Here is a 25166-nt window from a genome sequence, read left to right as displayed (position 1 = left end):
CATGAAAGTGCGCTTTGAAGAACGCTTTACCATTAAATTGGTTCAGAGCCGTCCGAATGAGATCTTTGTCTTCGGTGACAACCTGAGACGCAAGGGCAAGAAAATCGGTCAGGCTATCATTCGCCCGATGCCCAATGCGTTTGGCGTTCCCACAAAGCGCGAGCCGGCTCGGTATGATGCCGCGTATTTCTCCGACCAGGACGATGAAATCAAGGCGGTGGAACAGGCTCTTCGGGATTTGACAAATTGAGCCGTAAATACACCCTGGTGTTTCCCCTCGGTGGTCTGGGCACAGGCCTGGCCGAAATGGAAAAGCGCAGCCCCAAGGCCTGGCGGCGCATGAATCAAATCCTTGAGGAGCACTTTGGCGTGATCAATGGTGTGGTGTCGCGGGCGGCAGAGCCGTCATTGCAGCCCTAAGCGCCCGCTCCCGTTATTTTCAATGGTGCCCCATCCACTGGGGCCTTTTTTTGTGGGTGATTGCATGCTTCTGCACACGTTTTTTGAATGGATGGGCGCCGCCACCGGTATCGCTGGCGCGGCCATGGTCGCCAGTCACTCCAAGTACTCCCCCTACGGCTGGATCAGCTTCCTGGTCAGCAGCAGCTGCATGTCGGTGTTTGCCGTCATGACCCAGGCGTGGGGTCTTCTGCTCCTGGAGAGCTGCTTCATCCTGACCAACCTGCTGGGGCTGTGGCGGGGGCTGATACAGCCGTTTGTACGCAAAAACAGCAGCCGGCACGGCGAAGAAGCGACTCCCCCAGAGCCGGCTCCTACGCACGAGCTCTAGCTGCATGTCGCTTCAGCCCCGTCAGCCACCAGGCGCCGTGACAGCGGAAAAACCATCATCTTCCGGGTGTTCTCACGCCTGCATTGGGATTTTAGATGACAATTTTGGGACACTTTACAGGTATTTTGCTAGCATGCTCGCGAGAGAAAGCCTTTCCTGAACTCATCGGAGGAATTCATGCAAACCAACAATTATACGCAGATTAAGCCATCAGGCCTCGATTGGTTCTTACTACTCATTCAGGTGCTAGCGGTTATCGGCTTTGTATTGCACACCATTGCTATGTTTTCTGCGAGCCCAGATGACGAACTCCACAAATTGCGATTTCTTAGCTTGGGTTTCACACTGATATCATCCACCACCCTGGGCTTGATCGCTTGTAAGATGTTTTTCGAAAAAATCCCCCTGGTAAGCGATAAGTCAGAAACCCGCTCCCCATCTCATGGAGCATAGCCCTAAGAAATTAGTATGACCATCCATGAAGATGTGAAAATTAGCAAGTTCCAGGGTGTTCGCAGAAATAGCAACAATGCAAAGAAAACCCACAAGTGTCGGATCACTGTGGAATACCAAGGAAAAAGCTATGAACTATCGCTGCCTATCTATAGCTATTCGGCAGCCTCGGCCATCACGAATGGCCGGATATGGCGCAACAAGGACGGCAACATGGAGCGCATCCGCCAGGCTATTTTGAATGGCTTGTGCCAATTACCTGCCCTCCCCAAAGCTAAAGGTGCCTCATGGCACCTTTCTCTTCGAAATCCATCTTGAGGGAGCCAGCTCGACTCAAGGCGGATTGAGCGAGCCAAAGGTGATGACTTTTGCACTGGGTGCAGCGCCCTCGCGATCTTTCTCGACCGCTGCCCGCAAGGTTTCCTTGTAGCACATCTCGCGGCGCAACTCCTTGCCCGCCTTCGAGAACAGCCACCCCTGTCCATGGTCAATGCCCGCATCGCGAAGCCAGGCGTATTGCATGGGGTTGTCAATGTGCTCGGCCACCACTTTCATGCCCCGCGCATGGCAGGCATTTACCGCCGTGGTAATCAGGCGCTGGGCCGAGGCACTGGTCTGGATGGCGGTCGTCAGTTTGGCCGACAGTTTGAGGTAGTCCAGGTTCAAGTCCTGAACCACGCTGAATTTCGCGTATCCGGTACCGAAATCGTCCTGACCGACTTTGCAGCCCTGTGCTTTGACCAGATCGACGAAGGCCCTGGCCAAGCGCATATCGCGAATAGGCTCAGACTCGGTGATTTCAAATTCGATTTTGACGTCCTTAGGCTTGCGCGACAGGAGCCAGCTGGCTTCTTCATGGAACAGTGGGTCGCACAGGCTTTTGGCCGACAGATTGACCGCGACTTCCGGCCCGTCCGGGATCTGCTTCAGGGTGTTGATCACGGTGTCGAGCACCCAGAGATCGAACTCACTGATCTCGCCGGATTTTTCCATGCGATTCACCAGGGCTTCGGTATCCCCGGTAAAGCTCAGTGGCCTCATGAGGGCCTCATAGCGCGTGAGCTGCAGAGTTTTCATGTCCACAATGGGCTGAAACTGCATACCAAACCGCTTTGAGAAAATCGCTTTCAGGCTCCCCATGGTGCCCCTCATGTAGCAGGTCTCTAATACAGCCATTGAAACACAGTAATGCTTATATTGACAAAGATAGATTGCGAAGTCGGTCAATCTTTAGCAAAATATTGGATAACAAGGAAAACAATATGCACACCAAGACCCTCACCCTGCAATCGGGCGGGCGGCTGTTTGTCATTGGCGAGCTTTTCGGCCACTTCCCTGCGCTGGGTTTCTGGATGCGTCAGGTTGCCTTTAAGCCACAATTGGACAAGGTCGTTCTACTCGGGAATTTCCTAGGCTATGCCGCGTCGTCGCGCCAGGCTCACTACTACCTTTCTCAACCATGGCTGGAGGCGGTGCTTGGGCCGAATGAAGCCCATGTGCTGGATCGCCTGAACCGGGGCAGCCATTCCGCCGAAGGCACCCTGATCGGGCAATGGCTGGGTGCCATGAGTCGTGACGAAAAGGCAATGCTCCAGCGAGCCCTTGCGGGCGCGCCTGTCGCCCTGGAGTGGTCGACCGAGGAAGGCCTTATAGTCTTTAGTAACAGACCAATGCGCGAGGATATTCCTTGGGAACATACGCGCAGCGAGCTTTTGAAGAGCGCCAATTCCGCCCAGGGCTTGCAGCTGTTTATGAGCCGCATTGACACGCTCAGGTGCCTGGGCATGATTCCTGGGGGTGCGCAGCGACCTGCACCAGGGGTGCACCAGAACATCGCGGCATTTTCGCTGGAAAAACCAGCAGCAACCCATCATGTACGCCATAACAGAATTATCGTAACCGGATCCTCCTGCACGGCCCATGGTGCTCAGTATGAGCATCAAAGCCTGCTGTGCAGTATCGAAATCAATCATTTACAGTCTTCTATTGAACAGGTGAATACATGGGAAATGTCTCTGGACGTTCGGCACGCGCTGTATCCAGCGAGCAGCTTGAATACGAATATGCACTGAAGCGCAGGGCTCTGTGGCGCGTGATTACCGGCTCGGGGCTGATTGTCCTGGCGCTGCTGATCATGGCGTTTGCCGCTTACCCCATCGTCTTGAAGTCCACCCTACCCCTGCTCTGGCTGCAGGAAGCGAACGCAGGTGGCTGGAACAAGGAACTGCAGACCATCGGCATCAACCTGCTGGCCAAAGGCCGCATCGAGGTCTTCCCGCTATGGATCAGCATCGCTGCCGGCGCGCTAAGCTGCCTTTCAGCCTGGCTGGGGGCCACCCTCATCCGACTCAAGGATGCGACATCCCCGTGGGCAGTGATCTTTTCCAAAACCTTCTGGTGCCAGGTCTACCTGTGGAAACAGCCTGACCACAACCTGCGCGTCACCAGTCGTCGCCCACCCCAGATCAAAAGCTGATCAATACGCATAAAAAAGACCTGCCTCTTGCAAGGCAGGCCTGACTCACCCCTTAAGCGCTGCGGCGATTGCCGACGATCTTCTCGGCGATCTGCTGAAGAATGAGCTGCTCAGCGCGATCAAGCTGGCCATTCATCTTCAGTCGAGCAATGCGGCTCTTGGTTTCGCGAGGGTTGACCTTGTGGGTCAAGGTTTCCTTCGCATTCGGATCCAGCTGATGGATCTGCTCGAACACCACCTGCTGGCTGTATTCGTTCTGCAATGTTTCCAGCAGCAAGCTGGCCTGCTCTTTGCCGCTAGTGTTTGCCTCGGCCAGAACCAGATCACGGTGACGAGCACGCAGCTTTTCGAATTGCCGACGAAGCTTATCAACACCGGTCAGTTCGTCTTCGGCTGCCCGAACACGCGCCTCCAGATCGGCAATCTTGCCCTTAATGCGGGTAACACGCATATCATAGGTGTCACCCAACCGGGGCTGTTTTGCCACTTCCTCGGGGCTTGGGAAGTCTTCTGGCTTCAGTGCGGCGAGGTCACGCTTGAGCTTGCCAATGGCACGCTCATCCTTGCCAATCGGACTGATGGACGGGCGTCCTGCTGCCGACAGTACGACACCCTCCACAGCCTTTTCCAATGTGTTCAGCTCACCACCGGACTGGCGATCCACTTCCGCCAGCAGGGCGTCACGCTCCAAGTGAGCCTGGGTGATCTTGCACTCCAGGGGCAGCGCTGGACGCCCCATTGGGCGCAAGCCGCGACGGGCAAGTGGGCTCAGAGAATTCCACTCGTCATAGGTCATGCCCAGATCCGGGAGCGCCCAGTACAGGGCGAACAGCCCTTGGCGAATCACCTTGATGTCCTCCAGCTTGCTGCTCAGCGGCGCCAGCGAGGCGGGCGTCATCTGCGACGAGAATTCGCGGTAGGCGCTCTGCAGCTTGGACTCCAGTTGCAAGGCACGGAAGTAGTCGTCGGTGGCGACCTTGCGATCATCGGCAACCTGTGTGATGAACGGGGCTTCATCCTCAGAAACAAAGTCCAGACCCAGGGTCTCGACATACAGGGTCTCCAGCTCCACAACTTTGTTGTGAGCCTTCAGGAGGTCACGACGCACAAATTGGATGTCTTTGGCCGCGAGTTCTTTGCCGCTGGCTGGCATGACCGCCAAAAGATCCGCGCAAACGGGCTCCAGGGCGTCCAGCTGGGCGATCAAGGCCTCACGGGATTCCAGGGTATTCGATTTGCTATCAGTGCGAGTGTTCATGATGCCTCCGATTTACAATCCATCGAGCCTTTGTCTTCCAGACCCCTGTCATCAACGGGCGTCTCAACAGATGGATGACAGACTCTTAATCGATTGGGGTAAGACCTTTTAAAATGCGTGAGTCACTTCGCGTAACCCTTGCCGTTTTGGCAATTCGCCTTCACTTGGATCAATTTATACCGTTAAGTGAGGGGTTCGTCAAGCACAATTTGATAGAAACCCGAAGGATCTGACAGTCAAGTGAACGACGTCATAGTAATGGCACTATTGGAGTAGGCTAGCCGCTCTACTGCGCCCCTTAGGGGGCGAGAGCGCCCTCTTTCTGCGCCCTCGCTTGACGCAGGTCACGCTCCATCTCCCGCAGGAATTGATCCAATTCGGATGGGGAAAGCTTGAGCTGCGGGAACAGACCGTTCTCGAATCCTTTCTGCGACTTGCCGCCCGAAGCCAGGTTGCCAAAGCCTCTTTGCTCCATGTCGTACAGGGCAATGTCATCGCCAGACGTGTATTTGACCAATAAGTTCAATCGGTTCAACGCCACCGGATCCAAATCATCCAGTGGTGAACTGGCGATCATGAAGAAATCGCCTTCGCCGCCATTACGGGCCACCCGCCCTCTCAGCTGGTGCAGGGTAAATGCCCCTAGGTGATCGGCATCAATAACCCCTAATGCTCTGAGGTCGGCGATATCCACCCCGATCTCAATCAGGGTCGTGGCCAGCAGGACATCCGCTTCCCCGGCGTTCATTAGGTCAATAATGGTGGTTTTTTCATCGCGCTTGGATCGACCGTGAATCACGGCGACACGGTTGGGCTTGAGTTTTTCCCACTTGGCAGCACCCTGAAGGATGGTTTTCTGGTTACGCAAGGTCAGGTCTTCATCGACTTGCGATCCCAGGTATTCGAGGGAAACTGCCACTTCGCCCAGTTTTTGCATGAAGCGCTTGGTCAGTCGATTGTGGGCATCGTCCTCACCGTGCAGCTCCACCACATAGCCTTCCGAAATTGTCCGGTCGATGCCAGCCAACATTTCCGAGGATTCTGTGTGGACTGTCAGGTTTTTCACCGAGAATCCGGATTTCTTCTTCAACACCGCACAGATCTTTTCCGCCTCCTTCAGGTCATCGCTTTTCACGTGATAGAAGAAGGCTTTCTGCTCGGCCACTAGGGGGTAGATCAGGGCCACCCGGTCACCTGCCGCCACGCGCTTGTACAGCAGATCCATGACAATCCGCTTTTCCGGAATCGTGTTGCCGATCAATTGCGTCTGAATTGACTTCTTGACGGGACAATCCTTGATCACGGTAATCTTTTTGTTGCCAAACATCGTTTGCGCCATGGTGCGCGGAATCGGGGTTGCCGTGGCTTCCAGCACGTGCGTGCCCAGACTGCTGATCGACTCACGCTGCACAGTACCCATTTTCTGCTGCTCGTCAGTCACTGCAAAGAACACCTTCCAGTGCGGATTTTTCTTCAACCAAGAGAGGATCGCTGTTGTACCGATCAACATCGACCCCTCAGCAACCTCCGCGTTGAAACCTGCCGTAACCAGGTGAATGTTGAGGGAGGGGTACCATTTGCGGATGTTCTTGGCCACCTGGTCAGCCAACGGCTCTGTCGGCAACATGATCACCACGTTCTTGCCCAGCGAGCACGCGTAGGCAGAGGGAATGCCGTAAGCGAGTGTTTTGCCATTGCCCACGTCCGCCGAGAGCAGTCGATCCATTGGCGTTTCTTGGGAAAAGTCCTGGATGACGTCCCAGATTGCCCGGCGCTGATCAGGTGTTGGTGTGTAGGGGTGCTGCTCGACCAGCGCCTTGATCAGCGCCCGATCGACAGGTAGGGCTGCATCCGGATTGGGAGCGCGCTTGGTGGCCGCCATCGCCTTGCGAATGCCATAGTAGGCATTGAGTCGCCGCGCAGCCTGCATGGCCTTCTCCAGGTCATCCGGCAGTCGCGGATTGTGCAAGGTCATCAACAGGTGCTTGAGGCTGTTGAAGGGAATGCGGCAATGGGTCAGGACGGTCATCTCATCCACCCCCAGCTCATCGAGCATGTGCTCGACAGCCTCCTGCGGGTAATTCAGGGCGGCAATTTTCGTCAGCTCTGCAACCTTGGAGGGCTGAATGACGCCTGGCTTGCCTCGGTACCGTGCCACGATGCGGTTTCGATCACCTACCGGGACAAGCTCAAGGTTGCCCAGGGTTTTGCTTTCATCGCGCTTATCCAGCGTTACCTTTCCGGACACATGGATGATCTGGCCGATCGAGCCCGTTTGGGCATACTCCCATTCCTTGAGCTTGCTGAAGGTAAACACCGAAATGGAGCGCATGCCATCGCTCAAATCGATGCGCATGTATTCACGCTTGGGCTCCGGCGCCAGCATTCCCTTCGCGAGTTTTTCAGCGCGGATGGTGTCCGAATGCTTGACGCCCACCAGCTTCAGGGCGGCGTAGAAGGTCGCCCCAAGATCCAGGCGCATTACCGCTGGAATGCTTTTCAGGGGAACGGTGAAGTCATCATAATATTGAGGCAAATTGATCAGCAGCTCCCAAGGCTCCTCGATGTCGAGGGTGTTGAGGCGCCACATCATCTTCTTAAATGCATCAGTCATTATCGTAACCTACCCTTTTCCATCCCCTATTTTAGACACATATTGCTTAAAACGGGTTATGCATTTTTCGTCCGAATCACAGATTCTCTTCGGATTTTGTGTAAATTGGCAAATACCATCTGATCATCACTGGTCAGGCCCGTCAGTGCAGCCTTATTTGACAGCTTTTGCATCGCCTGGGCGGCAAACACACCCGTAATGTGCTGGATCAGATGTTGAGCAGTGCTGCGACTGGTCTCCGGCTCATCACGCATCAGCGCGGCCATCATCGCCGGATTTTGCAGTCCACCCAAGCGTCGACCCAATGAGGCCGCCGCGCCGCGCTGGCGGCACTGCACTTCCAGTTTCGGAGCGTAGTAGGGATTCTCTTCCAATTTCAAATGGTCTTCATGGCTGGGCAACAGATCCAGCTCACCCTTGAGCATTTCCACCTTCCAGTCCACCAGTGTCTGGATCAGCTCGTCGCCTTCGGCTTTCCACAGCTCATCATGGATCATGTCTTCTGCCCACAACGGCTCATCCCAGAGGATTCGTGTCAGTCGAAGGGCATTGTCGTTGAGGACATTCTCCGGCTTGACGTAGGCGCTGCGGGCCGTTGGCATCGACACCAGACGCTCCCTCAGGGCTTCAACAGGCATCCCACAGATCGAAGCAGCGCGCTCCAGAGCCTGGTGCCGGAGGAGTGGGTCTCGCGTCTCATGGATCAGCTCAATGGCCTTGCTGGCGAATTCGGCGCGGCCTCGGTCGCTGACCAGATCCTTGGCTTCAGGCAAGTTGTGCAGCATGGCATCCAGCCAGTCCAATGGCTGTGCCAGGATACCCTGGTACGCCTCGGGATCCTTGATGACCAGGCTGTGCGGATCCTCCCCCTCGGGCAGCAGGATCACATCGAAGACCACTTCGTGATCGGTGATGTTCTCCAGCAGCAAGGAGCCGACCTGCACCAAGGCTTTGATGCCTGCAGCATCACCATCAAAAATGAAGGTCACATGCTTGGTGTAACGCAAGAGCAAGCGCAGCTGATGGACTGACATCGACGAGCCCATGGCGGCAGCGGCAGCCAGGTTGATCAGGTGATGGGCGATTACATCGAACTGCCCCTCCACGATGAATAGGCGCTCAAGGCGATTCTGATTGCCAAAGGCCTTGAGTGACTCGTACAGCCCGTACAGTACGCTATTGCGGGAGAACAGCGCGCTTTCCTTGGAGTTGCGGTACTTGGGCTTCGCATCCGCCCGCAGGGTGCGCCCGGAGAGTCCGATGGGCTTGCCTTTCATGTCCCGCACCGGCATCACCAGTCGATCGCGGAACAATGAGAACACGCCTCGTTCGCTCTGCTCCAGCACGCCGCCCTCAATCAGCGCCGCCTGGTGCTCGACTAGATTGTCCACGGTGTGTTTGCCATATCCGGCAAACCCAAGGGAAAAGCGCTCGATCATTTCAAGGGGTATGCTCCGTGACGCCAGGTACTCCAGGGCGGTGCGGGCATGGTCACCGGGTCGAGACAGCTCTTGAACGAAATAATCATTGGCAGCCTTCATGGCCGGCAGCATCTGGAAGTCCAGCTGCTCTTTCTTGGCTGAGCGAAGGTACGGCTTGAGGTCAATTCCAACGTCTTCAGCCAAGTCCTGGGCGACCGCGATAAACGATCGACCGGTAAAGGCCATCATGAAATCCAGGGCATTGCCACTGGCGCCACAGCCGAAGCAGTAATAGAACTGGCGACCTGGGGACACCGAAAATGACGGCGAATGCTCCTTATGGAAGGGGCAAAGGGACACGTAGTCCTTGCCCTGCTTCTTCAGGGGAATGTGTCTTCCGATGATTTCGAGCAAGTCGTTCTGATCGACGATGTCATCGAGGACAGTCTGAGGAATGCGATCGAGAGGCCGCTTGGCCCCACCATTGGGAGTCGTCATGGCATGTGAACCTGGATTTTCAAGATCGTTTTTATAATATATTGACACTGCGCTGTCCAGCCTCCTATCATCCGCACAACCAATTTATTGACAAAACGACAAGGCCGGCCCGCTGCCGGCCTGGCCGGCTGTATTCTTCAACCTCATTCAGCCATCCATTACTGAATTTCTGGCGGGCGTTATGTTCAAAATCGAATTCAATCCGTCGATCGTGCCGACATTGCAACACTGCCTGGACAGGCTCTCTGACCTGCAGTCCGGTCATCCGCAGATCTGGCTGCGCTGCCCTCATGTGGAGCAAACAACCGCCATCCAGGCGCTCTGGGGGCAATTGAGTCCAGCACAGGCCCCGGTGAGGCGGCTGTCGGGCCATCTCGTGTCGCTGAGTGGCAAGGAGCTTCGACAGCTGGTGAAAGCCATGGAGGTCTTCATTCACGTCAATGATGGGCGATTCTGTTCAGTTTTGAATGTGCTCGATGATGTCATCAGCGGTCACCCCAATCCCTTCGCCGTCCGCCAAGCCTTTGCTCAAGCTGAAGACGCCTTCCAGGCAAGTGGTGCACATGAACAGAAGGAGCCGTTGCTCGAACTTCGCCTGCTGGCGACCGAGCTTAAGCAGATCGTGGAGCTTCGGCTGGAGGGCTCCTTTTACGAGTTCTCCACGACCTGTAAAAATGCGCGTATCGCCTGGGCGCATGCTGCTCCAGAGAGAATCGACGCTTCCTGCTGACCAAAGGCCAGCAGGGCTTGCCCTTGGGGGACTAGATGGCGCCGTTGGCGATGTACTCGCCACGATTTCGGCCTTTGCTGATCAGGGGGGAGTAGTTTAGCGCATTGGAGAAATTGCGCTTTTTGGGGTGGGGAGTCTTGTCTTCGGCTTCGGGTACCAGCATGTTTTCCAACTCCTTCTCCCTGGCCACCTTGCCTGGTCGGCTGATGATGTAGTCGACAATCAGGCGCTCGAAATCCAGAACCTCCTTGCTTGGGTTGAAGTTCGGACTTTTGCGAACGATGCCGGCATCGGAGCAGGTGGCCTGACCCCAGGAGAGCAGGAAGCTCTTGATCACTGCCGGTGGCGCCAACAGCTCGGCAGGCGTCTTTGCACCTTTGCGGTAGTAGCGATTGGCACCTTGGCGTATGCCTTCCAGGGTTACGCTGGAGAAGGTGCTGAGCATACGGTGCAGGCAGGTAATCAGACGATTTCTTGGCGTTTCACTGAACCATACCCAGTTCTTGCCCTCATCCAGCCAGACGGCATCTTCGCGAATGGCGATGACATCGCGGATGTAGTCCAGTGCCTGGCGCTCAGGTATGCCCGGAACATAGGGAAGCAGGTCACGAACAGCGGTCATGCCGACGTTGCTGGTCAGCTTTCTGGCCTTGGCCAGCACCTTGGCTGCGGAGCCCTCCATGTCAGGCAGAATCACAAAGCGCTGGTTGAACTCGGTGGCTACCCGCAAGTGTTTGCCAACCCGATTGAACTGTTTCGCCGCGTTGAGCACACCCTCCAGCGCATCATCGCCCAGGCCATGTGCGCGCAAATGCGCTTCAATGCGTTCGGCTTTAGCCGGCGCCATTTGGTTGATGATGGACAGCATTCCGGGTAACGTGGAAAGGTGCTTATCAGCCTGTTCGGCCATTTGCCTGGAGCATTTTGTGGCGACCTGTCTGACACGCTCACGGGTCAGGAAATATTCTTCACCCACATCCTGCATGCTGCGCCCACCTTTCCCATCCCAGCCGTAATGCTGGAATGTGATGTTGATATTGCGATTATTCAGCTGGTCTGCAGGAATGGCAGCCAGGAAAAGATTGTGCATCTCGGCGCGAAAGGAGGTCATGGCGGGCTCGTTTTTTCTTATTATTATGGATGCCGGCTTTTGCCAGTCATTGCATAAAATCTACAAGCACTGCGCACTTATGTCAATATACGGTATAAATAACGCTGTTAATTCCAAGGGTTATGCTGACTGACCAGGATCGGCTCCATCCAGTCGACATTCAACAACCAGCTGTCCAGGGCATTGCCCTCACGGTTCATGCCCTTGGTTGCCAGGAAGTGATCGCTGTCGGTTTCCTGCCTGCCTAGATAAGCATGGCTTGCCGTGGCATTGGAATTGATGATTTCGTAGATCTCATGGAGCCGGATAAAATACACGCCCCATCGGTACGGGCAGGTGCCAAACCTGTCATGCACGTTATTGACCCAATTGACCCAAAAGAAGATCCCGATATTTTCGTAGATTTCTTGGTACCGGGCGAGATCCTTGGAATTGAAGGTGACGGCTTTTTCGGGCGGGATGCCGGATTTTGATTTCGATCTGAAAAAGGGGGTTTCTTGGGTTTTGAGGTCGCAATAACCATAACCAGGCACCCACAAGTCAGCGGCGTATTTGCCTTTGGGCGTCGCCGTCTTTTCCGGGTTGGCCCACAGGGTCAGGTGGCTTTGCTCGTTCATCATCTTGATAAACCGTTGTTCCCGAAGCTCACCTTCCTTGCAGTAGCGCGCCTTGTCCTGCGGATCGTGCACCCGGTAGTTTCGCAGGGCATCCATCAGGACATTTCCATCGAATCGGTCATTGCCGCCTTCGCGGCACTGAGGCTGCGCTCCAGCTTCTCACGAAGCTCAGAGAGATGGCTGGAGAGATCTTCGATTTCGGTTTCGGCCTCGATGTCGACTGCGTCCTTGCGCGGCATGGCGCGACCCATGGATTTGCTGTAGGAGATGCTGACTTTATCCCCAAAACGCTTCTGGATCATGGCCAAGGTTTTGGATTTGCGGCTGATCGGCAGTGCTGGCACATCGATCAGGTCACCCTCGGCATTGCGCACGGCTACCTGCAGGTTACCCTCCTCGCCATTGGAGTCGTGCGCAGACATCAGGCCGAGCACGGAGGCGATGCTGGTTTGCTCGACGATGATGGTGCCAGGCTGAGTGTCCACGAACGATTCCAGCGGCTGTACGCGGTCAATGATCAGCGACGCACCGTTGGTTTTCGGGTTGATGCGCACCACACCATGCATGACCACCAGGTTGTCCGGGGTCATGAAGGCCTGGTACTCGTGGTAAGGCTTGTTGAAGATCATGCAGTCCAGCTGGGCTGTACCATCATCGAGTTTGAAGAACGCATAGGTGCCCTTGGAATTGCTGCGCGGGTCGATATCGCTGATCAAGCCTGCCACGCTCACGTGTTTGTACTTGTTGCGAGCCTGGGGATTTTCAACGGTGTCCTGCTCGGCGCTTTCGGCGATCTCGATGAGTTGCGCCGTGAGCGAGTTCTTGAGGCTCTCGCGGTACCGATCGTAGGGATGCCCGGTGAGGTAAAGTCCAAGTACTTTGCGCTCCCCAGCCAAGCGGACTTCGTCATCCACCGGGATGAACTCCGCCCGTGGCATCACGGGGATTTCCATGTCGAACAACATCCCCTGATTGGTATTCTTGCGCACCTGCTTGCCGGCAGCCATAGCCAGCGGCGCGATCTCCAACAGTTCCTGACGCGCTATGTCGGTGTAGTCAAACATGCCGGCGTGGATACAGGCGTTCACGGCGGCAGAGCCGACCTTGTTACGCTGGTTGAAGTCAATGAGGTTGTGGAACGGGCCGTTCTTCTTTCGGTCATCCAGGATAGTTTTGGCAGCCGAATCGCCAAACCCCTTGATCGCCCCCATGCCATAGACGATCTCACCGTCATGGGTGGTGAAGCTCCACTCGGACTTGTTGATGTCCGGGGTGCGGATAGTGAGTCCCATCTTTTTCGATTCGTGGAGAAAGCGCACGACTTTGTCCGTGTTGTCCATGTCTGAAGACAGTACGGCGGCCATGAATTCCGCTGGATAGTGGGTTTTCAGATAGGCGGTCTGGTAAGCGATCAAGGCATACGCGGCAGAGTGCGATTTGTTGAAGCCGTAGCCTGCGAACTTTTCCACCAGGTCGAAGATGTTGCCAGCCAGGTACTCACTGATACCATTCTTGACGGAGCCTTCAATGAACCCTCCGCGTTGTTTGGCCATTTCCTCGGGCTTTTTCTTGCCCATGGCCCGACGCAGCATGTCCGCGCCACCCAGGGTATAGCCAGCCATTACCTGGGCGATCTGCATCACCTGTTCCTGGTATAGAATGATGCCGTAGGTTGGCTCCAGCACTGGCTTGAGCCCTTGGTACTGATAGTTAGGGTGCGGATAGGACAGTTCGGCTCGCCCGTGCTTGCGGTCAATGAAGTCATCCACCATGCCCGATTGCAGCGGGCCAGGACGAAACAGCGCCACGAGGGCGATCAGATCTTCAAAGCAGTCGGGCTGAAGACGCTTGATCAGATTCTTCATGCCACTCGACTCTAGCTGGAAGACCGCCGTGGTCTCGCAGCGCTGGATCATTTCATAGGTGGCTTTGTCGGCAAGGTCGATGGCATTGATGTCGAGTGCATCAACCCCTTCTTGGCGGCGTCGGGCATTAATGCTTTTCATCGCATGGTCTATGATGGTCAGGTTGCGAAGGCCAAGAAAGTCGAACTTCACCATGCCCACCTTCTCGACATCATCCTTGTCATACTGGGAGACCAGGCCTGAGCCGTCCGGCTCGCAGAGCACCGGGGTGTAGTCGGACAGCTTCGTCGGGGCAATGACCACGCCGCCTGCGTGCTTGCCGGTTTGCCGGGTAACACCTTCGAGCTTGGTAGCATGGAACCAGACGTTTTGCGACTCCTGGTCGGTCTCCAGTAGCACCTTGAGGGTCATGTCGCGAGCGAGGGCCTTTTCGAGGGTGATGTCAGGCTCCTTGGGAATGAGGTTGGCCAAGGTGTTGCCAACCCGATAGGGGTAGCCGAGGGCCCTGGCAACGTCCCGCACCACCATCTTGGCTGCCATGCTGCCGAAGGTCACGATCTGCGACACCGAATCATGGCCATAGGCATTGGAGACATACTTGATAACCTGGTCGCGTTTGTCCATGCAGAAGTCGACGTCGAAATCGGGCATCGAAACCCGCTCGGGGTTCAGGAAGCGTTCGAACAGCAGGTCGTAAGGCAAAGGATCAAGGTCGGTAATGCCCAGAGCGTAGGCGACCAGGCTACCAGCACCCGATCCGCGACCTGGGCCCACTGGAATGTCGTTTTCCTTCGCCCAGCGAATAAAGTCGGCCACAATCAGGAAGTAGCCGGGGAAGCCCATGTCGTTGATGACCTTGAGTTCGAAATTCAGGCGATCCTCATAGGTCTGTCGTTTCTCGGCGATAGCTTCGGGGGTCTTGAAGTTGTACCGCAGGCGCACCTCAAGGCCTTCGATGGAGGACTTTCGCAGGTAGTCCGCCTCGGTCATCTTGTTCGGCGCTGGAAACGCCGGCAGGAAGCTCTTGCCCAGGGTCAAGTCCACGTTGCACATCCCGGCAATCTTCAGCGTGTTGGTGATCGCCTCCGGAATGTCGGAAAACAACTCAATCATGTCTTCAGATGACTTGAGGTACTGGTGTGGCGTACAAGGGGCATTCAGGTCATCCCGCAGTGCCCGCACCGTACGACCCTGGGCAATCGCCAGACGCACCTCATGGGTACCGAAATCGGCGGTGTCGAGGAATCGGGTCGGGTTGGTCGCGACCACCGGCAAGGCGTGTTCAATGGCTAGGTTGACGGCCTCACGCACATAGCGATCGTCAGCGACGTGACCGATCCGCTGCAACTCGATGAAGAAGTTGTTCTGGAAGAGCAGCTGATAGTCGGCCAGGGCCTCTTTGACGGCAGGCATGCGCTGACTCATCAGCAGACGGCCCACTTCGCCTTCCCTGCCTCCAGAGAGGGCAATCAGATGGTCGGTTTTGCCATCGAGCCACTCCAGCGGTATGACTGGATGGTTGTCCTTGTCACGGGGTGCTTCGGTATAGCCACGGGAAATGATTTCACACAGGGCACGGTATCCTTCGCCGTTGCGGCAGTACAGGCTCAGCGTCGAGGACGGGTAGCGCGGCGTGGAAACCTTGATCTCGGCGGCAACGATGGGTTTGACCCCTTTTTCCATCGAGAGCAAGTAGGCCTTGACGGTGGCAAACAGGTTGCTCGGGTCAGTGATGGCGATGGCCGGCTGCCCAAGCTCTTTGACCCTTGCCATCAATGGTTTGACCCGCACCAGGGAGTCATGCAGGGCATATTCTGAATGAACGGAAAGGTGGACAAAACTCACGTGGCAACTCCTGGCGCTGTCATTTGGGCGGCTTGCTTAGCCCCGGCAATAATCGATTTTAGCATTAATTGACTTTCCCGACGCAACCAATATACTCCGAAACCGATACGACGTATTTGGAGTTCCTCGCCCGTGCAAGCTACCCCTGACTACCAATCCCCACCCGCCATCAATTTCAATGGCAGCGCAGAGCCGCTTGAAAAGGCATTGCTGTCCACCCTGCTGGACAGCCCCGAGCTGTATAATGGCATTGCCGAGATCATCGAGCCTGAGGACTTCATCAACGATTCGGCGCGGCAAATCTTTGCCTGGATCGTCTATGAAAGCAAGCGGGGTCGGAGCATCGACATTTCGTTGGCCATGAGTCATTTCTCCCAGACCCCACGGCTGTCGAGCTATCTGATCGAGGTGGGAACGGTCTTCCCAAGCCAGGATTCAATCCGGCGTCATGCCGAAGAATTGCGTGACCTCAGCATGCGTTTCAGCATGATCGAGATGCTACGGGAGTCGAGTCAGAAGCTGCTGCACGGGCAATTGCCGGTGGATCAAGAAATCGCCGTGTTAAGCAAAAGTCTGAATCAGACCAATGTGCGTCTGAATGCGGGCGGCGAATCCAACCAGAGTTACAAAGAAGTGGGCAAGGCGTGGCGGGCGCGCTTGGCGGAGCGTGCGGAAAAGGGTGGCATTCCAGGTATTTCTACCGGTTTCCGGGATCTCGACCAGAAAACCACAGGGTACCACAAGGAAAACCTGATCATCGTGGGTGGTCGCCCATCAATGGGCAAAACCACCTTTTCGATGAACTCGATCGAAGACATCGCCGTCAACCAGGGTATTCCCGCGCTGGTGTTTTCCATGGAAATGCCCAAGGAAGACTTGTATGAACGCACCATTGCCAGCATCGGTGGTATTGACTTCGAAAACCTGCGCCTGGGCCGACTCAAGGCTGGCGACACGGAAAAGCTGCGCATCGCCACCGAAAAACTCGACGCCGCCCCACTGTACATCGACGACCAGCCGGCGCTGAGCCTCAACCAGGTAGTGGCTCGCGCTACTAAGGCCAAGCGCGACCACAATATCGGGATTATCCTGATCGACTACTTGCAATTGATGACGGTTTCAAAGCATTTCCTGGCCAACCTCAACGAAGGGATCGGTGAGATCAGCCGTGGCCTGAAACAATTGGCCCGTGATCTCAAAATCCCTATCGTCGTGCTGTCCCAGCTGTCGCGTGAGCTGGAGCGACGCCCTGATAAGCGTCCGATGAACTCCGACTTGCGCAGTTCCGGCTCGATCGAGCAGGATGCCGACCTGATCCTCTTTGTGTACCGGGATGAGGTGTACAACCCGGAAACAGAGGACAAGGGTGTCGCGGAAATCATCATTGGCAAGCAGCGCAACGGCCCGCTGGGCACGGTTCGCCTGGGCTTTGCCAATGGCCAGTCGCGTTTTGAAACCATCGACCAGGGAGGTGGTCAGCCAACCACACTGCCGAAGGTGTCACGCACCGAACGGGTGAAGCATGATAAGGAGTCCACCAGCTTGGCCTCCCACCATGGTCAGCAAGCCGCTGAGGGTACTCCAACCGTGGACTCTTCAGGTCAGGAACTGCCGCTTGATCCACAGCAGCCTTATCCGGACATTCCCTTTTAACATGGCGGTTTGACCATATATTGGCATAAGTGGAATAATGGAAAAAAACAGAGACCTGCCATGAACATTGATGAAAACACCCATGACGGGGTTGATGTAAATGCTTCGTCACGTCACGTAACGTTCGACTGCGAGACCACTGGTCTGCATCCGGACGAAGGCGATAAAATGGTGGAGGCCGGTTTTTATGAAATCATCGACCGCAAGCCCACCGGCAGGTATCTGCACCTGTATTTTGATCCCAAACGCGATGTGCCCGATGAAGCCAAGGAAGTCCATGGTCACTCCCGCGATGACCTGGTGAGGCTGTCCGGTAAACGCGTCTTTGCTGATCGAGCCCAAGAGATCATCGATTTTATTCGCGGGGCCAAGCTGGTTGCTCACAACGCCAAATTCGACACTCGCTTCTTTGACATGGAATTCAAGGTGGCAGGTCTGAATCCTCTGGCGAGTTATTGCGAAGGCATCATTGACAGCTTGGCTATTGCCCAGCGCCTGTACCCTGGGCAGCGCAACAGCCTGGATGCCCTGCTCAATCGCCTGGTGGGCAAAGACAACTACGAGCGTGAGCTTCACGGCGCATTGCTGGATGCCCGGCTGCTTTCTCAGGTCTACCTGATCATGACCGTCGATCAGAAAGGCCTGGAATTCAACGAGCGCTCGTTGACCAAATCGGGGCCAAAACTGACCCCTGCCCGTCTGCAAATCCCTGCGGGCGAACTGGTAATCGCCCAACCTTCAGACGTTGATCGTGAGGCTCATGCCGCCATGCAGGCGCGGATCAGAAAGAGCTCGGGTGGTAGCTGCATCGAATTTGGCTTTTGATTATAAGGGGCAACAAAAAAACCGCACACTGGTGCGGTTTTTTGATGCCGGTAATTGCTGGTCAGTTGATTTCAACTTCACCCGCATCGGAATTGTCGCAGCAAGGCGTGTTAGGGTTCATGTCATCCTTGGCGCAGTATGGGATGTACTCGCCCGGATTATCCGCGCTTTCGCGTACGTTCGAATCGCCCGCTACAAAGGAAATGCCCAGGGACTTGTTGGCTGCCACGCAGACATTATCCCCGACTCCGGTCTTGAACACTTCGTTTTCACGGGTAGACCAGTTCGCGCCGTCCTGCGGAATCGTAGCAAGGTACTTGGGCACGAGGACTTCGAGGTTGGTCTCGGTGTCCATGTACAGGCCATCATTACGGGCAATCAGGATGGCGCCGCGAATTTGGGCAGCCTCCTGGATGTATTTGGTGGCCTGGGACTTTGCCGCACTATCACCGCTTTCCCCCATATAATGGATGGTGCCGAAGGTGATCAGAACAGTCAGGACAATAGCAATCAGGATGATGATGATCTGGAGCATGGGTTTTACCCTTCTTATTGTTTTTTATAAATCGATTTTTTCACACACGCTTGGTAATGTCAAAACCCTGCAGTTTGAGTTTTTAGTTACCAAGCCCTTACAATTTTTAGTTATTAATTAAATACTTCCGAGATGAGTTTTTCTGCCGATTGGAAGCCAGGCAGGTCTTTGCCATCCTTGGTGAAGACATTCGGAGTGCCTTGAACATTGAAGACATTGCCCAGCTCGTAATGCGTAGCGACCGGTGAGTCCATGCGTTTGAGTTCAGCCGGCAGGGCAGCGCAGTCGGCTACAGGCACCCTGAAGCCTGCATAGGCATCATTCATCGCCGCTTGTTGATCCAGTGAGCACCACACGTTATCGAGGTTTTGTTGTGTCACGCTTTTGCTACCATTGCCATTGAGCCTTGCCATGTCCCGAGGGTAGAGCAGGTAGTGGACGGTGATGCCCGCAGCGTTAAGCTGAGGGATCGCGGCATGCAGTTTTTGGCAGTACGGGCAGGTCGGGTCTGTAAACACGTAGATGGCGGTTTTTTCCTGGGGCGCTTTCCAGTTGACGGTAAAGCTGTCCGGGATTTTCGACAGTGCGTTGGCGATTTGCTCACGCTTCTGGTCTGCTGGCATGGCTGTTCCGTCATTGTTGAAGCCCACTTTGGCCATGTAGCCTGGCGGTGCAAGCCGCCCTGCCATGGGCGCAGCGGGCACAGCGGGCGCAGCAGCGGCGCCTGTCGGAGTGGGCGGCACGGATGTCGGGGCAGACGGGGTCGCTGCAGGGGTCGCGGGCTTATTCGCAGCGAACACGACTTTGCCCTGGGCTGCAACCACGGCTTGTCGTTCTTTGATTAATTGCCCGAGGCGTGCCTCGTCGATCTGCCCAGGCGCTTGTGGCGCCCCCGCCTGCTCGGCCTTGGCTGGGGTCACTGGCAGTGGGGTGGTTTGCACCTGGGCTGCAGCTGGCGCCACGTTGCTTGCATCCGCGAACATGAATTTGTAAGTGGCCGCCAGGCACAAGACAATGAACGCCCCTTTGGCGAGGTCATTCATCAGTTGGCCGCGAGGTGCTTTTTGTGCGGTATTGTCCGGCTCTTTATCCAGAGATTTCGGTTGCATGAGGCAAAACCCTGCGTAGTGTTGATAACAGTCAATATACAGCTAAAGCGCTATATTTGATACTGGCTTCGCGGCTGTTTAGGCGACGGCGAAGTCAAGACCTTTTTCGAGATGGAAGTGGTGGCGCAGCGCGTCGACCAGCGAGAGAAAGCGATTGTGACCCATGACAAACTCTGGGCGATCCTGGTTCCAAGGCTTGTCGATCAGATAGACTTCATCGACCAGGCCTGCGGCTTTCATTTTGTCCAGGTTGGGCGGATAATCGTCCACCATGATTTCAAAGCCTTTCGGGTAGCGACCCACCACGGCCTGCGCTTTGGAAAGCCCTTCAGGCACGATAATGAGACCATCGGAATACAGGTCGTGTTGATTGAGCCACGTCTCCGTAAGTTTCTGGCCAACCGGGTGATAACCGCGAGAGGTCACCAGCACCACGTCAGACCAGAGGTCTTGATTCGTCTTAGGGCCTCTTTCACGCCGGGGTAGGGCTGCATTTGCTCCAGGAGCTTTTCTTCGATGATAACCTCAAGGAATTGCTCCACGGTGATGCCATAGAGCCCGGAGATGTTGAAGGTCGACCAGGCCGCGACCGGGATTTGCTTGTTGAATCGCCTGTTCAATACAGGGTTCATGACTTCAGAGAGGTTTCCCAGCACGTCGTCAACATCGATGGCAAAAGGCTTTTTCATCAGAGCTCCTCCAAAAGGAATCAATATATAGCATAATGCTAGTCGAGCTTCAATCTGGGCTTGCCTGGCCATATTGATAATATTGAGTCACCAGCTGCTCAGCGCCTATGATGGTGACATAGCCTCTTTTGAACGTGAATGCCATGCAGCAAGATGTCAGTGAATCCCTCTACCTGGTCGACCTGGGAAGTTCCCGTGACGTTGATGTCGAGATGGGCATCAACGAGCCCTCATGGGAGGAATTCAAGGCCGAAGTGATGCGCCACCGGATCCGGGATCGTAAGGATGGCCCTGGCTACATTCCTGTCATGATGAAGCTCAAGGAAGATTGGGTGCTGCAGGTGTCGCAAAAAGGCACCAAGCACTACCGTGCCGATATCAACACCGAAGCGCTGACGGTGCTGGTGATCGACATTGACGAGCCTGGCGCACTGGAAACCGGTGAACAAATCTTCGAGGGCTACGAGTACATCGTGCACTCCACGCACAACTTCACCCCGGAAACGCCGTGGAAATACCGCATGATCGTGCGCTTGGCGCAGCCAATTGAGGTCGCAAACTGGCCTGCCTGCTTTGAGGCGTTGAAATCCAGGATCGACCTGGATCCTTCGTGCTGCAACCCTTCGCGCTTTTACTACTACCCCAGCCACTCGTCGGCCTCCAATATTGCGCCAAAATCCTTTCACCAGAAGGGCAAGGCCATTACCGAGCAGGACATTCTGGCCCTGGGCAGGGACGTGGCCAAAAAGGTGCGCATCTCCCCGCTCACCTCGCGCACCCTGGGCACGCTGCCCCTGGCTCAGTCCAGGGCCAAACGCCATTTTTCAGGGAACATGGTGGCGCACTACGACGCCCTTCCACAAACCGTCAACCAGCGCATGGACAGCTTCATGGAGCGCCATGCCAAATCCATCGTTGATTTCGAGTTGTCGCCACACTCACGGCACAATTTCGCCTTGTCGATCACCAGCCGGGAGTATTCGGTCATGGGGCCGCGCACTGACATGCGGCGACTGCTTGACCTGATGTTCTATTGTGCTTCGCGACATGGCACCCCACTGGAGTCTGGAAACAACACCCTCCAGGAAATTCCAGGCATGATCGTCACTGCCATGCAGAAATATGCACCGGAAGCGCTGGATAAAGCTCAAGCAGACCATGGTGACAACTTCGCTGTATGGATGGCTGAAACGATCGATAAATCGCTTAAGAGCTATGAGTTTGTCGGTTTCGAGGAGACCAAAAAGGCTGAGGTCGAGACGCCTTCAGATATGTATCTGGTGATGCGCGAGCGACACAAGAGCCTGCTGCGCGAATTCCTCGCCGAAGGTTCTTTGCAGCGCCTGGTCGAGCAGGTGTTGCGCCACGAATTGGCCAGCGATTCACCCGATTATTCAAACATCGCGAGTGCGCTGTACCGCTACCAGCTCGGCTATCTGACAGCAGTGATCAAACAGCCTAAAGACGAGGCTCACGAAAATCTGAGTGGCCACATCAAGAGCGTCTTGCAGAGCATTCAGCCCCGCGAACTGGGCATTGATGACAAGAAATTCGCCTTTGCTCGCAGCGCCCTGCTCGTTGAAATAGCCAAGAACAAACCTGCCGCAAGGCCTAGCCACGATAACAATAACGAACCGGGATTGTGAGATGCCACAGACAAACACCCTGCAGGTTGCAGACAGCGCTTTGGACACTGAAACCCTGCCCTCAAATGAGGTGCAGTCACGCTTGACCGCCGGCCTTTCTGCGCAGGAAGCCTGGGGCCTGGTGTTCAGCAATGTTTTCAACAGCGAAACTGCTTCGGCGTCCTTCGACATTCTGGTGGAATCGCTGACCAAACCAGTGCTTGATGACTCGACCACTCCCCTCGAACGTGCAGTCAAATCCAGCACTGGGGAGCGCATGGCCTTTGTTGCCAAAGTGTTCGAGAAGGCGGTTTCGCAGCGCAGGATGGATGTATTCCCAGACGGCTCGATCGGCAAGATGGCTTTGGTAGCAGGGAACGTTCAAGGGGCGCTGGACGCCGCCAAGGCCAGCCCGGAGTTGCACAAAGGCATGCGTGATAGCCAGCAGGTGACGTTGTTTGTTCAAGCCATGATCCAGGGCGAGGTGGGGCTGATGAACAGCCTTACCTGTCGGGCGAACGATGTACCACTTATTGACCCTTTCTATTTCAACAAGCAAGGCTACAACTACCTCTTCAGCTACCTGAAAAAGGCGCCTGAGCCAAGCCTGGCCGTCATCCAGGCGTTTTCTCAATGCCTGATTGAAAGTAAAAACCTTGGCGACGAATCCGCCAGTTTGTACCAGCGCTACCTCTCGGCCTCGGATCCATATGGCAAAACGGCGCTTCATATCCTTGCCATGAGAATGCGGGAAGAGCGACTTAAAGATGAAACGTTCGTCGACATTTTCTCCTGGTTCAATGACCGAATCGACATCAACACCCCCGACAACACCAATGATGAAACAGCCCTTCACGTGGCGTCGCAGTTCAACCGCGTTGAGGTCAACCAGGCGTTGATCAAGATGGGCGCCTTGCTCGAATGGGTGACCCACAATGGTCGAACCCCGCTGAACATCGCAGCCTACCATGGCCATACCGAACTGGTGAAAGCCTACCTGGAGTACGACATCAAGGCGGCAAACATCGACCCAGGGCTTAAACAAGGTGTTGCCGATGGCCCCAGGTACCGCGTGCCGCTCGTAGCAGCAGGTAAACATCACTGGGGTGCATTGGCTCAGTACCTGGCCTACAGCAGCGAAGGCGTCAATCAGCATGAAGCAACCAGTGACGCCCATACACCGCTGATTCTGGCGGTCAAAGCCGTGGATCACGCGGCGGTCACCGCCTTGATCAAGTCTGGTGCGGACATCAACATCACCAACGGCCATGGGTACAGCGCCGTGCATTATGCCGCACATCAGTTCACGGGGGTGCTCGGTGATGCGCCTCAACGGATTTTGTTCGACCTGCTGGCTGAGGGTGGGTCGCTGGCCATTCCGGACAATAACGGCAACACCCCACTGGACATCATCATTCAGCGCTCGGACATTGATTCCAGCGAGGAACTGTTCTACTCCATGAACATTAGCCTGCTCAGCGAGTGGGTGTTCAAGGGTGATCGCGAGAAAACTGAGCAGTTCCTGGATCAAAGCGAAGCCCTGTCGCATGCCAGCCAAGGTGTGCTCAGAGAAACGCATCCGTTGGTCAAGAAGGCTGAAAAATGGCTCGCGGCTCAAGAGGAAAACCTGACGGAGGAGAAACAGGGCAAGGCCAAACAGGCTCGTTCGGACTTGATTGGCATCCTGGTGGATACCCTCAGCTACTCCGGTGTTCTGCTGAGCCTGGCTGACGTGGAGGTGAACCCTACGATCAAGAATCTCTTTGAGCTGGTTCCTGAACACTATCAGATTCCCACCTTGGGTGCGGCGGGCTTTGTGCTGGCCTTGGCCAGGGCCACGGAGTTTCGTGGTGACATGCAGAAATTCAAGAACATCGGGTTTGCTGCCGACGCGCTGGCAGGCAAAATTACCCGGAATATCCTCAAGCCGGTGGCCAATGCCATTGTCCGCTGCACGGGTGACCATGGCCCCTTGAGCCATGTCTACCGCTACTTCAAAGGGATGCGCGACAGCTGCAAGAGGGTTTCGATGGCCTGCAAGGCATTTGTGCAAGTGCTCAAGCGCAAGGATCTGAAGGGGGCTAGTCCCGCCGAGATCGTCAACTGCCTTGATCAGGAGGTGCTCAATGCTGTGGGATCTATGACACACCAGGATTTTCAGAAGTTTCGCGGCCAGGCCAGACTCAATGCCCGCCAGGGTCAGCAGGACTACGATTCACCTGGATCGGGACGTTAAGAAAATGGGGCCTGCGGGCCCCAATTTTTTAGATGTGGATGACATGACTGTCGGGCTCTGGATCCTTGGCCAACTGCGTGGATGCACTCAAGAGCGCCCAGAACTTGGCCCCTGAGGAGGCATTCACGTAGTGCTGTTCGAGCAGGCTTGCCAGGTCTTGAGCAGACCATTGGGTGATGGCGGTACGCTTCACGGGTTGTTCGGTGGGTGGTATCACCCCTGTGGCGCTGATGGACTCAAGGGTGCGAATGGCTTGCTCCAGGCGACCAGGCGCCTGAAGATTGGACAGCACCAAGCCCCAGGTAGTGCGCTCAGGCCAAAGCATTTCCTGCTCCAGCATCACTTTCAGCCGATTGGCATGAGGCAGGTAGTTCACCTCGCCTTTCTTGGCCTTCTCTTCATCGAGCCGACCAAAGAAACGCGACATGATCACCGGCATGTCGGCATCAATGTAGACCGAGACAAACGGCAGGTTGCGCTTGGCCGCGATCGCCTGCATCGAGATGACCCCTTCTGGCTCCAGAATCGGCAGGACAGACATTCCCTGGCTCAGGATGCGTTCGACTTCGGCGGCAGAGGTGCCATACATCGCGGTATGCGAGGCTTCATACTCCAGCAGCTCATCATTGGCAATCATGGCGTTGAAGGTTTCCGGGGTGACAAAGTGATAGTCGACACCATCCACCTCGCCTTCACGCATGGCTCGGGTTGTTACACTCACCGGCTTTCGAAATTGTGGGTGATCCCCCATGGCCTTGGCAAAGGTGGTTTTGCCACTGGTGCTCATTCCGCTGAGTGTGACGATCATGCTCATTG

Annotated in this window: 24 protein-coding genes; 12 read left to right on the top strand and 12 right to left on the bottom strand. The window is 55.6% G+C overall.

The window, feature by feature from the left end; genetic code table 11:
- The first annotated feature begins 1 nt into the window (after window position 1).
- The 5 genes from DV532_RS25465 (at window position 2) to DV532_RS30455 (ending at window position 1561) form a co-directional block, all read left to right on the top strand.
- Entirely contained in the window at window positions 2-250 is a 249-nt protein-coding gene (locus DV532_RS25465; RefSeq protein ID WP_120715401.1) for a hypothetical protein, read from the top strand.
- Window positions 247-420, top strand: a complete 174-nt coding sequence (locus tag DV532_RS30460; protein ID WP_162948988.1) for a hypothetical protein — start codon at window positions 247-249, stop codon at window positions 418-420. Before DV532_RS25465 ends, DV532_RS30460 begins: the two co-directional genes overlap by 4 nt.
- A gap of 64 nt (window positions 421-484) precedes the next feature.
- Complete coding sequence (locus DV532_RS25460; protein ID WP_056799959.1) at window positions 485-790, top strand: hypothetical protein; 306 nt, start codon at window positions 485-487, stop codon at window positions 788-790.
- A 177-nt stretch (window positions 791-967) separates the two neighbouring features.
- A complete protein-coding gene (locus DV532_RS25455; RefSeq protein WP_056799964.1) occupies window positions 968-1243 on the top strand; it encodes a hypothetical protein in 276 nt (91 codons plus the stop codon).
- A 15-nt stretch (window positions 1244-1258) separates the two neighbouring features.
- A complete protein-coding gene (locus tag DV532_RS30455) occupies window positions 1259-1561 on the top strand; it encodes a hypothetical protein (RefSeq protein ID WP_156675982.1) in 303 nt (100 codons plus the stop codon).
- A gap of 15 nt (window positions 1562-1576) precedes the next feature.
- Here DV532_RS30455 and DV532_RS25450 read toward each other — a convergent pair whose 3' ends face one another.
- Complete coding sequence (locus DV532_RS25450) at window positions 1577-2383, bottom strand: EAL domain-containing protein (protein WP_056799968.1); 807 nt, start codon at window positions 2381-2383, stop codon at window positions 1577-1579.
- A gap of 122 nt (window positions 2384-2505) precedes the next feature.
- Here DV532_RS25450 and DV532_RS25445 point away from each other — a divergent pair, with 122 nt between their 5' ends.
- Together DV532_RS25445 and DV532_RS25440 are read left to right on the top strand one after the other, a co-directional pair.
- A complete protein-coding gene (locus DV532_RS25445) occupies window positions 2506-3315 on the top strand; it encodes a hypothetical protein (RefSeq protein WP_056799970.1) in 810 nt (269 codons plus the stop codon).
- Complete coding sequence (locus DV532_RS25440) at window positions 3246-3719, top strand: hypothetical protein (RefSeq protein WP_256659163.1); 474 nt, start codon at window positions 3246-3248, stop codon at window positions 3717-3719. Before DV532_RS25445 ends, DV532_RS25440 begins: the two co-directional genes overlap by 70 nt.
- A 52-nt stretch (window positions 3720-3771) precedes the next feature.
- Here the strand turns inward: DV532_RS25440 and DV532_RS25435 are convergent, their stop codons facing one another.
- From DV532_RS25435 to dnaG, 3 genes are all read right to left on the bottom strand, one after another.
- Window positions 3772-4977, bottom strand: coding sequence for a hypothetical protein (locus DV532_RS25435; protein WP_056799975.1), 1206 nt, complete (start codon window positions 4975-4977; stop codon window positions 3772-3774).
- Between the two features lie 298 nt (window positions 4978-5275).
- On the bottom strand, window positions 5276-7591 hold the full coding sequence (locus DV532_RS25430) for a DEAD/DEAH box helicase (RefSeq protein WP_056799985.1): 2316 nt from the start codon (window positions 7589-7591) through the stop codon (window positions 5276-5278).
- A 56-nt stretch (window positions 7592-7647) separates the two neighbouring features.
- Window positions 7648-9510, bottom strand: coding sequence for a DNA primase (gene dnaG / locus DV532_RS25425; RefSeq protein WP_082476863.1), 1863 nt, complete (start codon window positions 9508-9510; stop codon window positions 7648-7650).
- 181 nt (window positions 9511-9691) lie between these two features.
- Here dnaG and DV532_RS25420 point away from each other — a divergent pair, with 181 nt between their 5' ends.
- Complete coding sequence (locus DV532_RS25420; RefSeq protein ID WP_056799990.1) at window positions 9692-10240, top strand: hypothetical protein; 549 nt, start codon at window positions 9692-9694, stop codon at window positions 10238-10240.
- A gap of 31 nt (window positions 10241-10271) precedes the next feature.
- Here DV532_RS25420 and DV532_RS25415 read toward each other — a convergent pair whose 3' ends face one another.
- The 3 genes from DV532_RS25415 to dnaE all read right to left on the bottom strand — a co-directional run bounded on the left by DV532_RS25415 (window position 10272) and on the right by dnaE (window position 15678).
- Window positions 10272-11351, bottom strand: a complete 1080-nt coding sequence (locus tag DV532_RS25415) for a hypothetical protein (RefSeq protein WP_056799991.1) — start codon at window positions 11349-11351, stop codon at window positions 10272-10274.
- A 107-nt stretch (window positions 11352-11458) separates the two neighbouring features.
- Entirely contained in the window at window positions 11459-12064 is a 606-nt protein-coding gene (locus tag DV532_RS25410) for a hypothetical protein (RefSeq protein WP_056799993.1), read from the bottom strand.
- Window positions 12064-15678 carry a DNA polymerase III subunit alpha gene (dnaE, locus tag DV532_RS25405; protein ID WP_056799996.1) on the bottom strand — a complete coding sequence of 1205 codons (3615 nt, stop codon included), beginning with the start codon at window positions 15676-15678 and terminating at the stop codon, window positions 12064-12066. Before dnaE ends, DV532_RS25410 begins: the two co-directional genes overlap by 1 nt.
- A gap of 132 nt (window positions 15679-15810) precedes the next feature.
- On the opposite strand from dnaE, the gene dnaB reads away from it, so the two are divergent.
- The gene (gene dnaB / locus DV532_RS25400) at window positions 15811-17331 is read left to right on the top strand and encodes a replicative DNA helicase (protein ID WP_056799999.1); all 1521 of its coding nucleotides are present in this window, start codon (window positions 15811-15813) and stop codon (window positions 17329-17331) included.
- Between the two features lie 60 nt (window positions 17332-17391).
- Complete coding sequence (gene dnaQ, locus DV532_RS25395; RefSeq protein ID WP_056800001.1) at window positions 17392-18156, top strand: DNA polymerase III subunit epsilon; 765 nt, start codon at window positions 17392-17394, stop codon at window positions 18154-18156.
- 61 nt (window positions 18157-18217) lie between these two features.
- On the opposite strand, the gene DV532_RS25390 is transcribed toward dnaQ, so the two are convergent.
- The 4 genes from DV532_RS25390 to DV532_RS25375 form a co-directional block, all read right to left on the bottom strand.
- Entirely contained in the window at window positions 18218-18691 is a 474-nt protein-coding gene (locus tag DV532_RS25390) for a hypothetical protein (protein ID WP_056800004.1), read from the bottom strand.
- Between the two features lie 113 nt (window positions 18692-18804).
- Complete coding sequence (locus DV532_RS25385; RefSeq protein ID WP_056800006.1) at window positions 18805-19800, bottom strand: thioredoxin fold domain-containing protein; 996 nt, start codon at window positions 19798-19800, stop codon at window positions 18805-18807.
- A 78-nt stretch (window positions 19801-19878) separates the two neighbouring features.
- Complete coding sequence (locus DV532_RS25380) at window positions 19879-20232, bottom strand: hypothetical protein (RefSeq protein WP_162948987.1); 354 nt, start codon at window positions 20230-20232, stop codon at window positions 19879-19881.
- On the bottom strand, window positions 20223-20489 hold the full coding sequence (locus tag DV532_RS25375) for a hypothetical protein (RefSeq protein WP_120715399.1): 267 nt from the start codon (window positions 20487-20489) through the stop codon (window positions 20223-20225). The genes DV532_RS25380 and DV532_RS25375 overlap by 10 nt, the downstream gene beginning before the upstream one ends.
- A gap of 143 nt (window positions 20490-20632) precedes the next feature.
- Between DV532_RS25375 and DV532_RS25370 the strand changes: the two genes are divergently transcribed.
- Together DV532_RS25370 and DV532_RS25365 are read left to right on the top strand one after the other, a co-directional pair.
- A complete protein-coding gene (locus DV532_RS25370; protein ID WP_056800017.1) occupies window positions 20633-22135 on the top strand; it encodes a hypothetical protein in 1503 nt (500 codons plus the stop codon).
- A gap of 1 nt (window position 22136) precedes the next feature.
- Window positions 22137-24350, top strand: coding sequence for an ankyrin repeat domain-containing protein (locus DV532_RS25365; protein WP_056800020.1), 2214 nt, complete (start codon window positions 22137-22139; stop codon window positions 24348-24350).
- Between the two features lie 28 nt (window positions 24351-24378).
- Here DV532_RS25365 and DV532_RS25360 read toward each other — a convergent pair whose 3' ends face one another.
- Window positions 24379-25164 carry a guanylate kinase gene (locus tag DV532_RS25360; RefSeq protein ID WP_056800023.1) on the bottom strand — a complete coding sequence of 262 codons (786 nt, stop codon included), beginning with the start codon at window positions 25162-25164 and terminating at the stop codon, window positions 24379-24381.
- Window positions 25165-25166: the final 2 nt, after the last annotated feature.

The organism is Pseudomonas sp. Leaf58, from assembly GCF_003627215.1.
In the GTDB taxonomy this organism is placed as follows: domain Bacteria; phylum Pseudomonadota; class Gammaproteobacteria; order Pseudomonadales; family Pseudomonadaceae; genus Aquipseudomonas.
Note: the sequence above shows the minus strand (reverse complement) of the source record. Positions and strands in the feature narration are given on the sequence as shown.

Excerpts from the sequence above, each read along its gene's own strand:
- DV532_RS25465 (WP_120715401.1), top strand. The coding sequence starts at position 2 with ATGAAAGTGCGCTTTGAAGAACGCTTTACCATTAAATTGGTTCAGAGC.
- DV532_RS25460 (WP_056799959.1), top strand. The coding sequence starts at position 485 with ATGCTTCTGCACACGTTTTTTGAATGGATGGGCGCCGCCACCGGTATC.
- DV532_RS25455 (WP_056799964.1), top strand. The coding sequence starts at position 968 with ATGCAAACCAACAATTATACGCAGATTAAGCCATCAGGCCTCGATTGG.
- DV532_RS30455 (WP_156675982.1), top strand. The coding sequence starts at position 1,259 with ATGACCATCCATGAAGATGTGAAAATTAGCAAGTTCCAGGGTGTTCGC.
- DV532_RS25450 (WP_056799968.1), bottom strand. The coding sequence starts at position 2,383 with ATGGGGAGCCTGAAAGCGATTTTCTCAAAGCGGTTTGGTATGCAGTTT.
- DV532_RS25445 (WP_056799970.1), top strand. The coding sequence starts at position 2,506 with ATGCACACCAAGACCCTCACCCTGCAATCGGGCGGGCGGCTGTTTGTC.
- DV532_RS25440 (WP_256659163.1), top strand. The coding sequence starts at position 3,246 with ATGGGAAATGTCTCTGGACGTTCGGCACGCGCTGTATCCAGCGAGCAG.
- DV532_RS25435 (WP_056799975.1), bottom strand. The coding sequence starts at position 4,977 with ATGAACACTCGCACTGATAGCAAATCGAATACCCTGGAATCCCGTGAG.
- DV532_RS25430 (WP_056799985.1), bottom strand. The coding sequence starts at position 7,591 with ATGACTGATGCATTTAAGAAGATGATGTGGCGCCTCAACACCCTCGAC.
- dnaG (WP_082476863.1), bottom strand. The coding sequence starts at position 9,510 with ATGACGACTCCCAATGGTGGGGCCAAGCGGCCTCTCGATCGCATTCCT.
- DV532_RS25420 (WP_056799990.1), top strand. The coding sequence starts at position 9,692 with ATGTTCAAAATCGAATTCAATCCGTCGATCGTGCCGACATTGCAACAC.
- DV532_RS25415 (WP_056799991.1), bottom strand. The coding sequence starts at position 11,351 with ATGACCTCCTTTCGCGCCGAGATGCACAATCTTTTCCTGGCTGCCATT.
- DV532_RS25410 (WP_056799993.1), bottom strand. The coding sequence starts at position 12,064 with ATGGATGCCCTGCGAAACTACCGGGTGCACGATCCGCAGGACAAGGCG.
- dnaQ (WP_056800001.1), top strand. The coding sequence starts at position 17,392 with ATGAACATTGATGAAAACACCCATGACGGGGTTGATGTAAATGCTTCG.
- DV532_RS25390 (WP_056800004.1), bottom strand. The coding sequence starts at position 18,691 with ATGCTCCAGATCATCATCATCCTGATTGCTATTGTCCTGACTGTTCTG.
- DV532_RS25385 (WP_056800006.1), bottom strand. The coding sequence starts at position 19,800 with ATGCAACCGAAATCTCTGGATAAAGAGCCGGACAATACCGCACAAAAA.
- DV532_RS25375 (WP_120715399.1), bottom strand. The coding sequence starts at position 20,489 with ATGAAAAAGCCTTTTGCCATCGATGTTGACGACGTGCTGGGAAACCTC.
- DV532_RS25370 (WP_056800017.1), top strand. The coding sequence starts at position 20,633 with ATGCAGCAAGATGTCAGTGAATCCCTCTACCTGGTCGACCTGGGAAGT.
- DV532_RS25365 (WP_056800020.1), top strand. The coding sequence starts at position 22,137 with ATGCCACAGACAAACACCCTGCAGGTTGCAGACAGCGCTTTGGACACT.
- DV532_RS25360 (WP_056800023.1), bottom strand. The coding sequence starts at position 25,164 with ATGAGCATGATCGTCACACTCAGCGGAATGAGCACCAGTGGCAAAACC.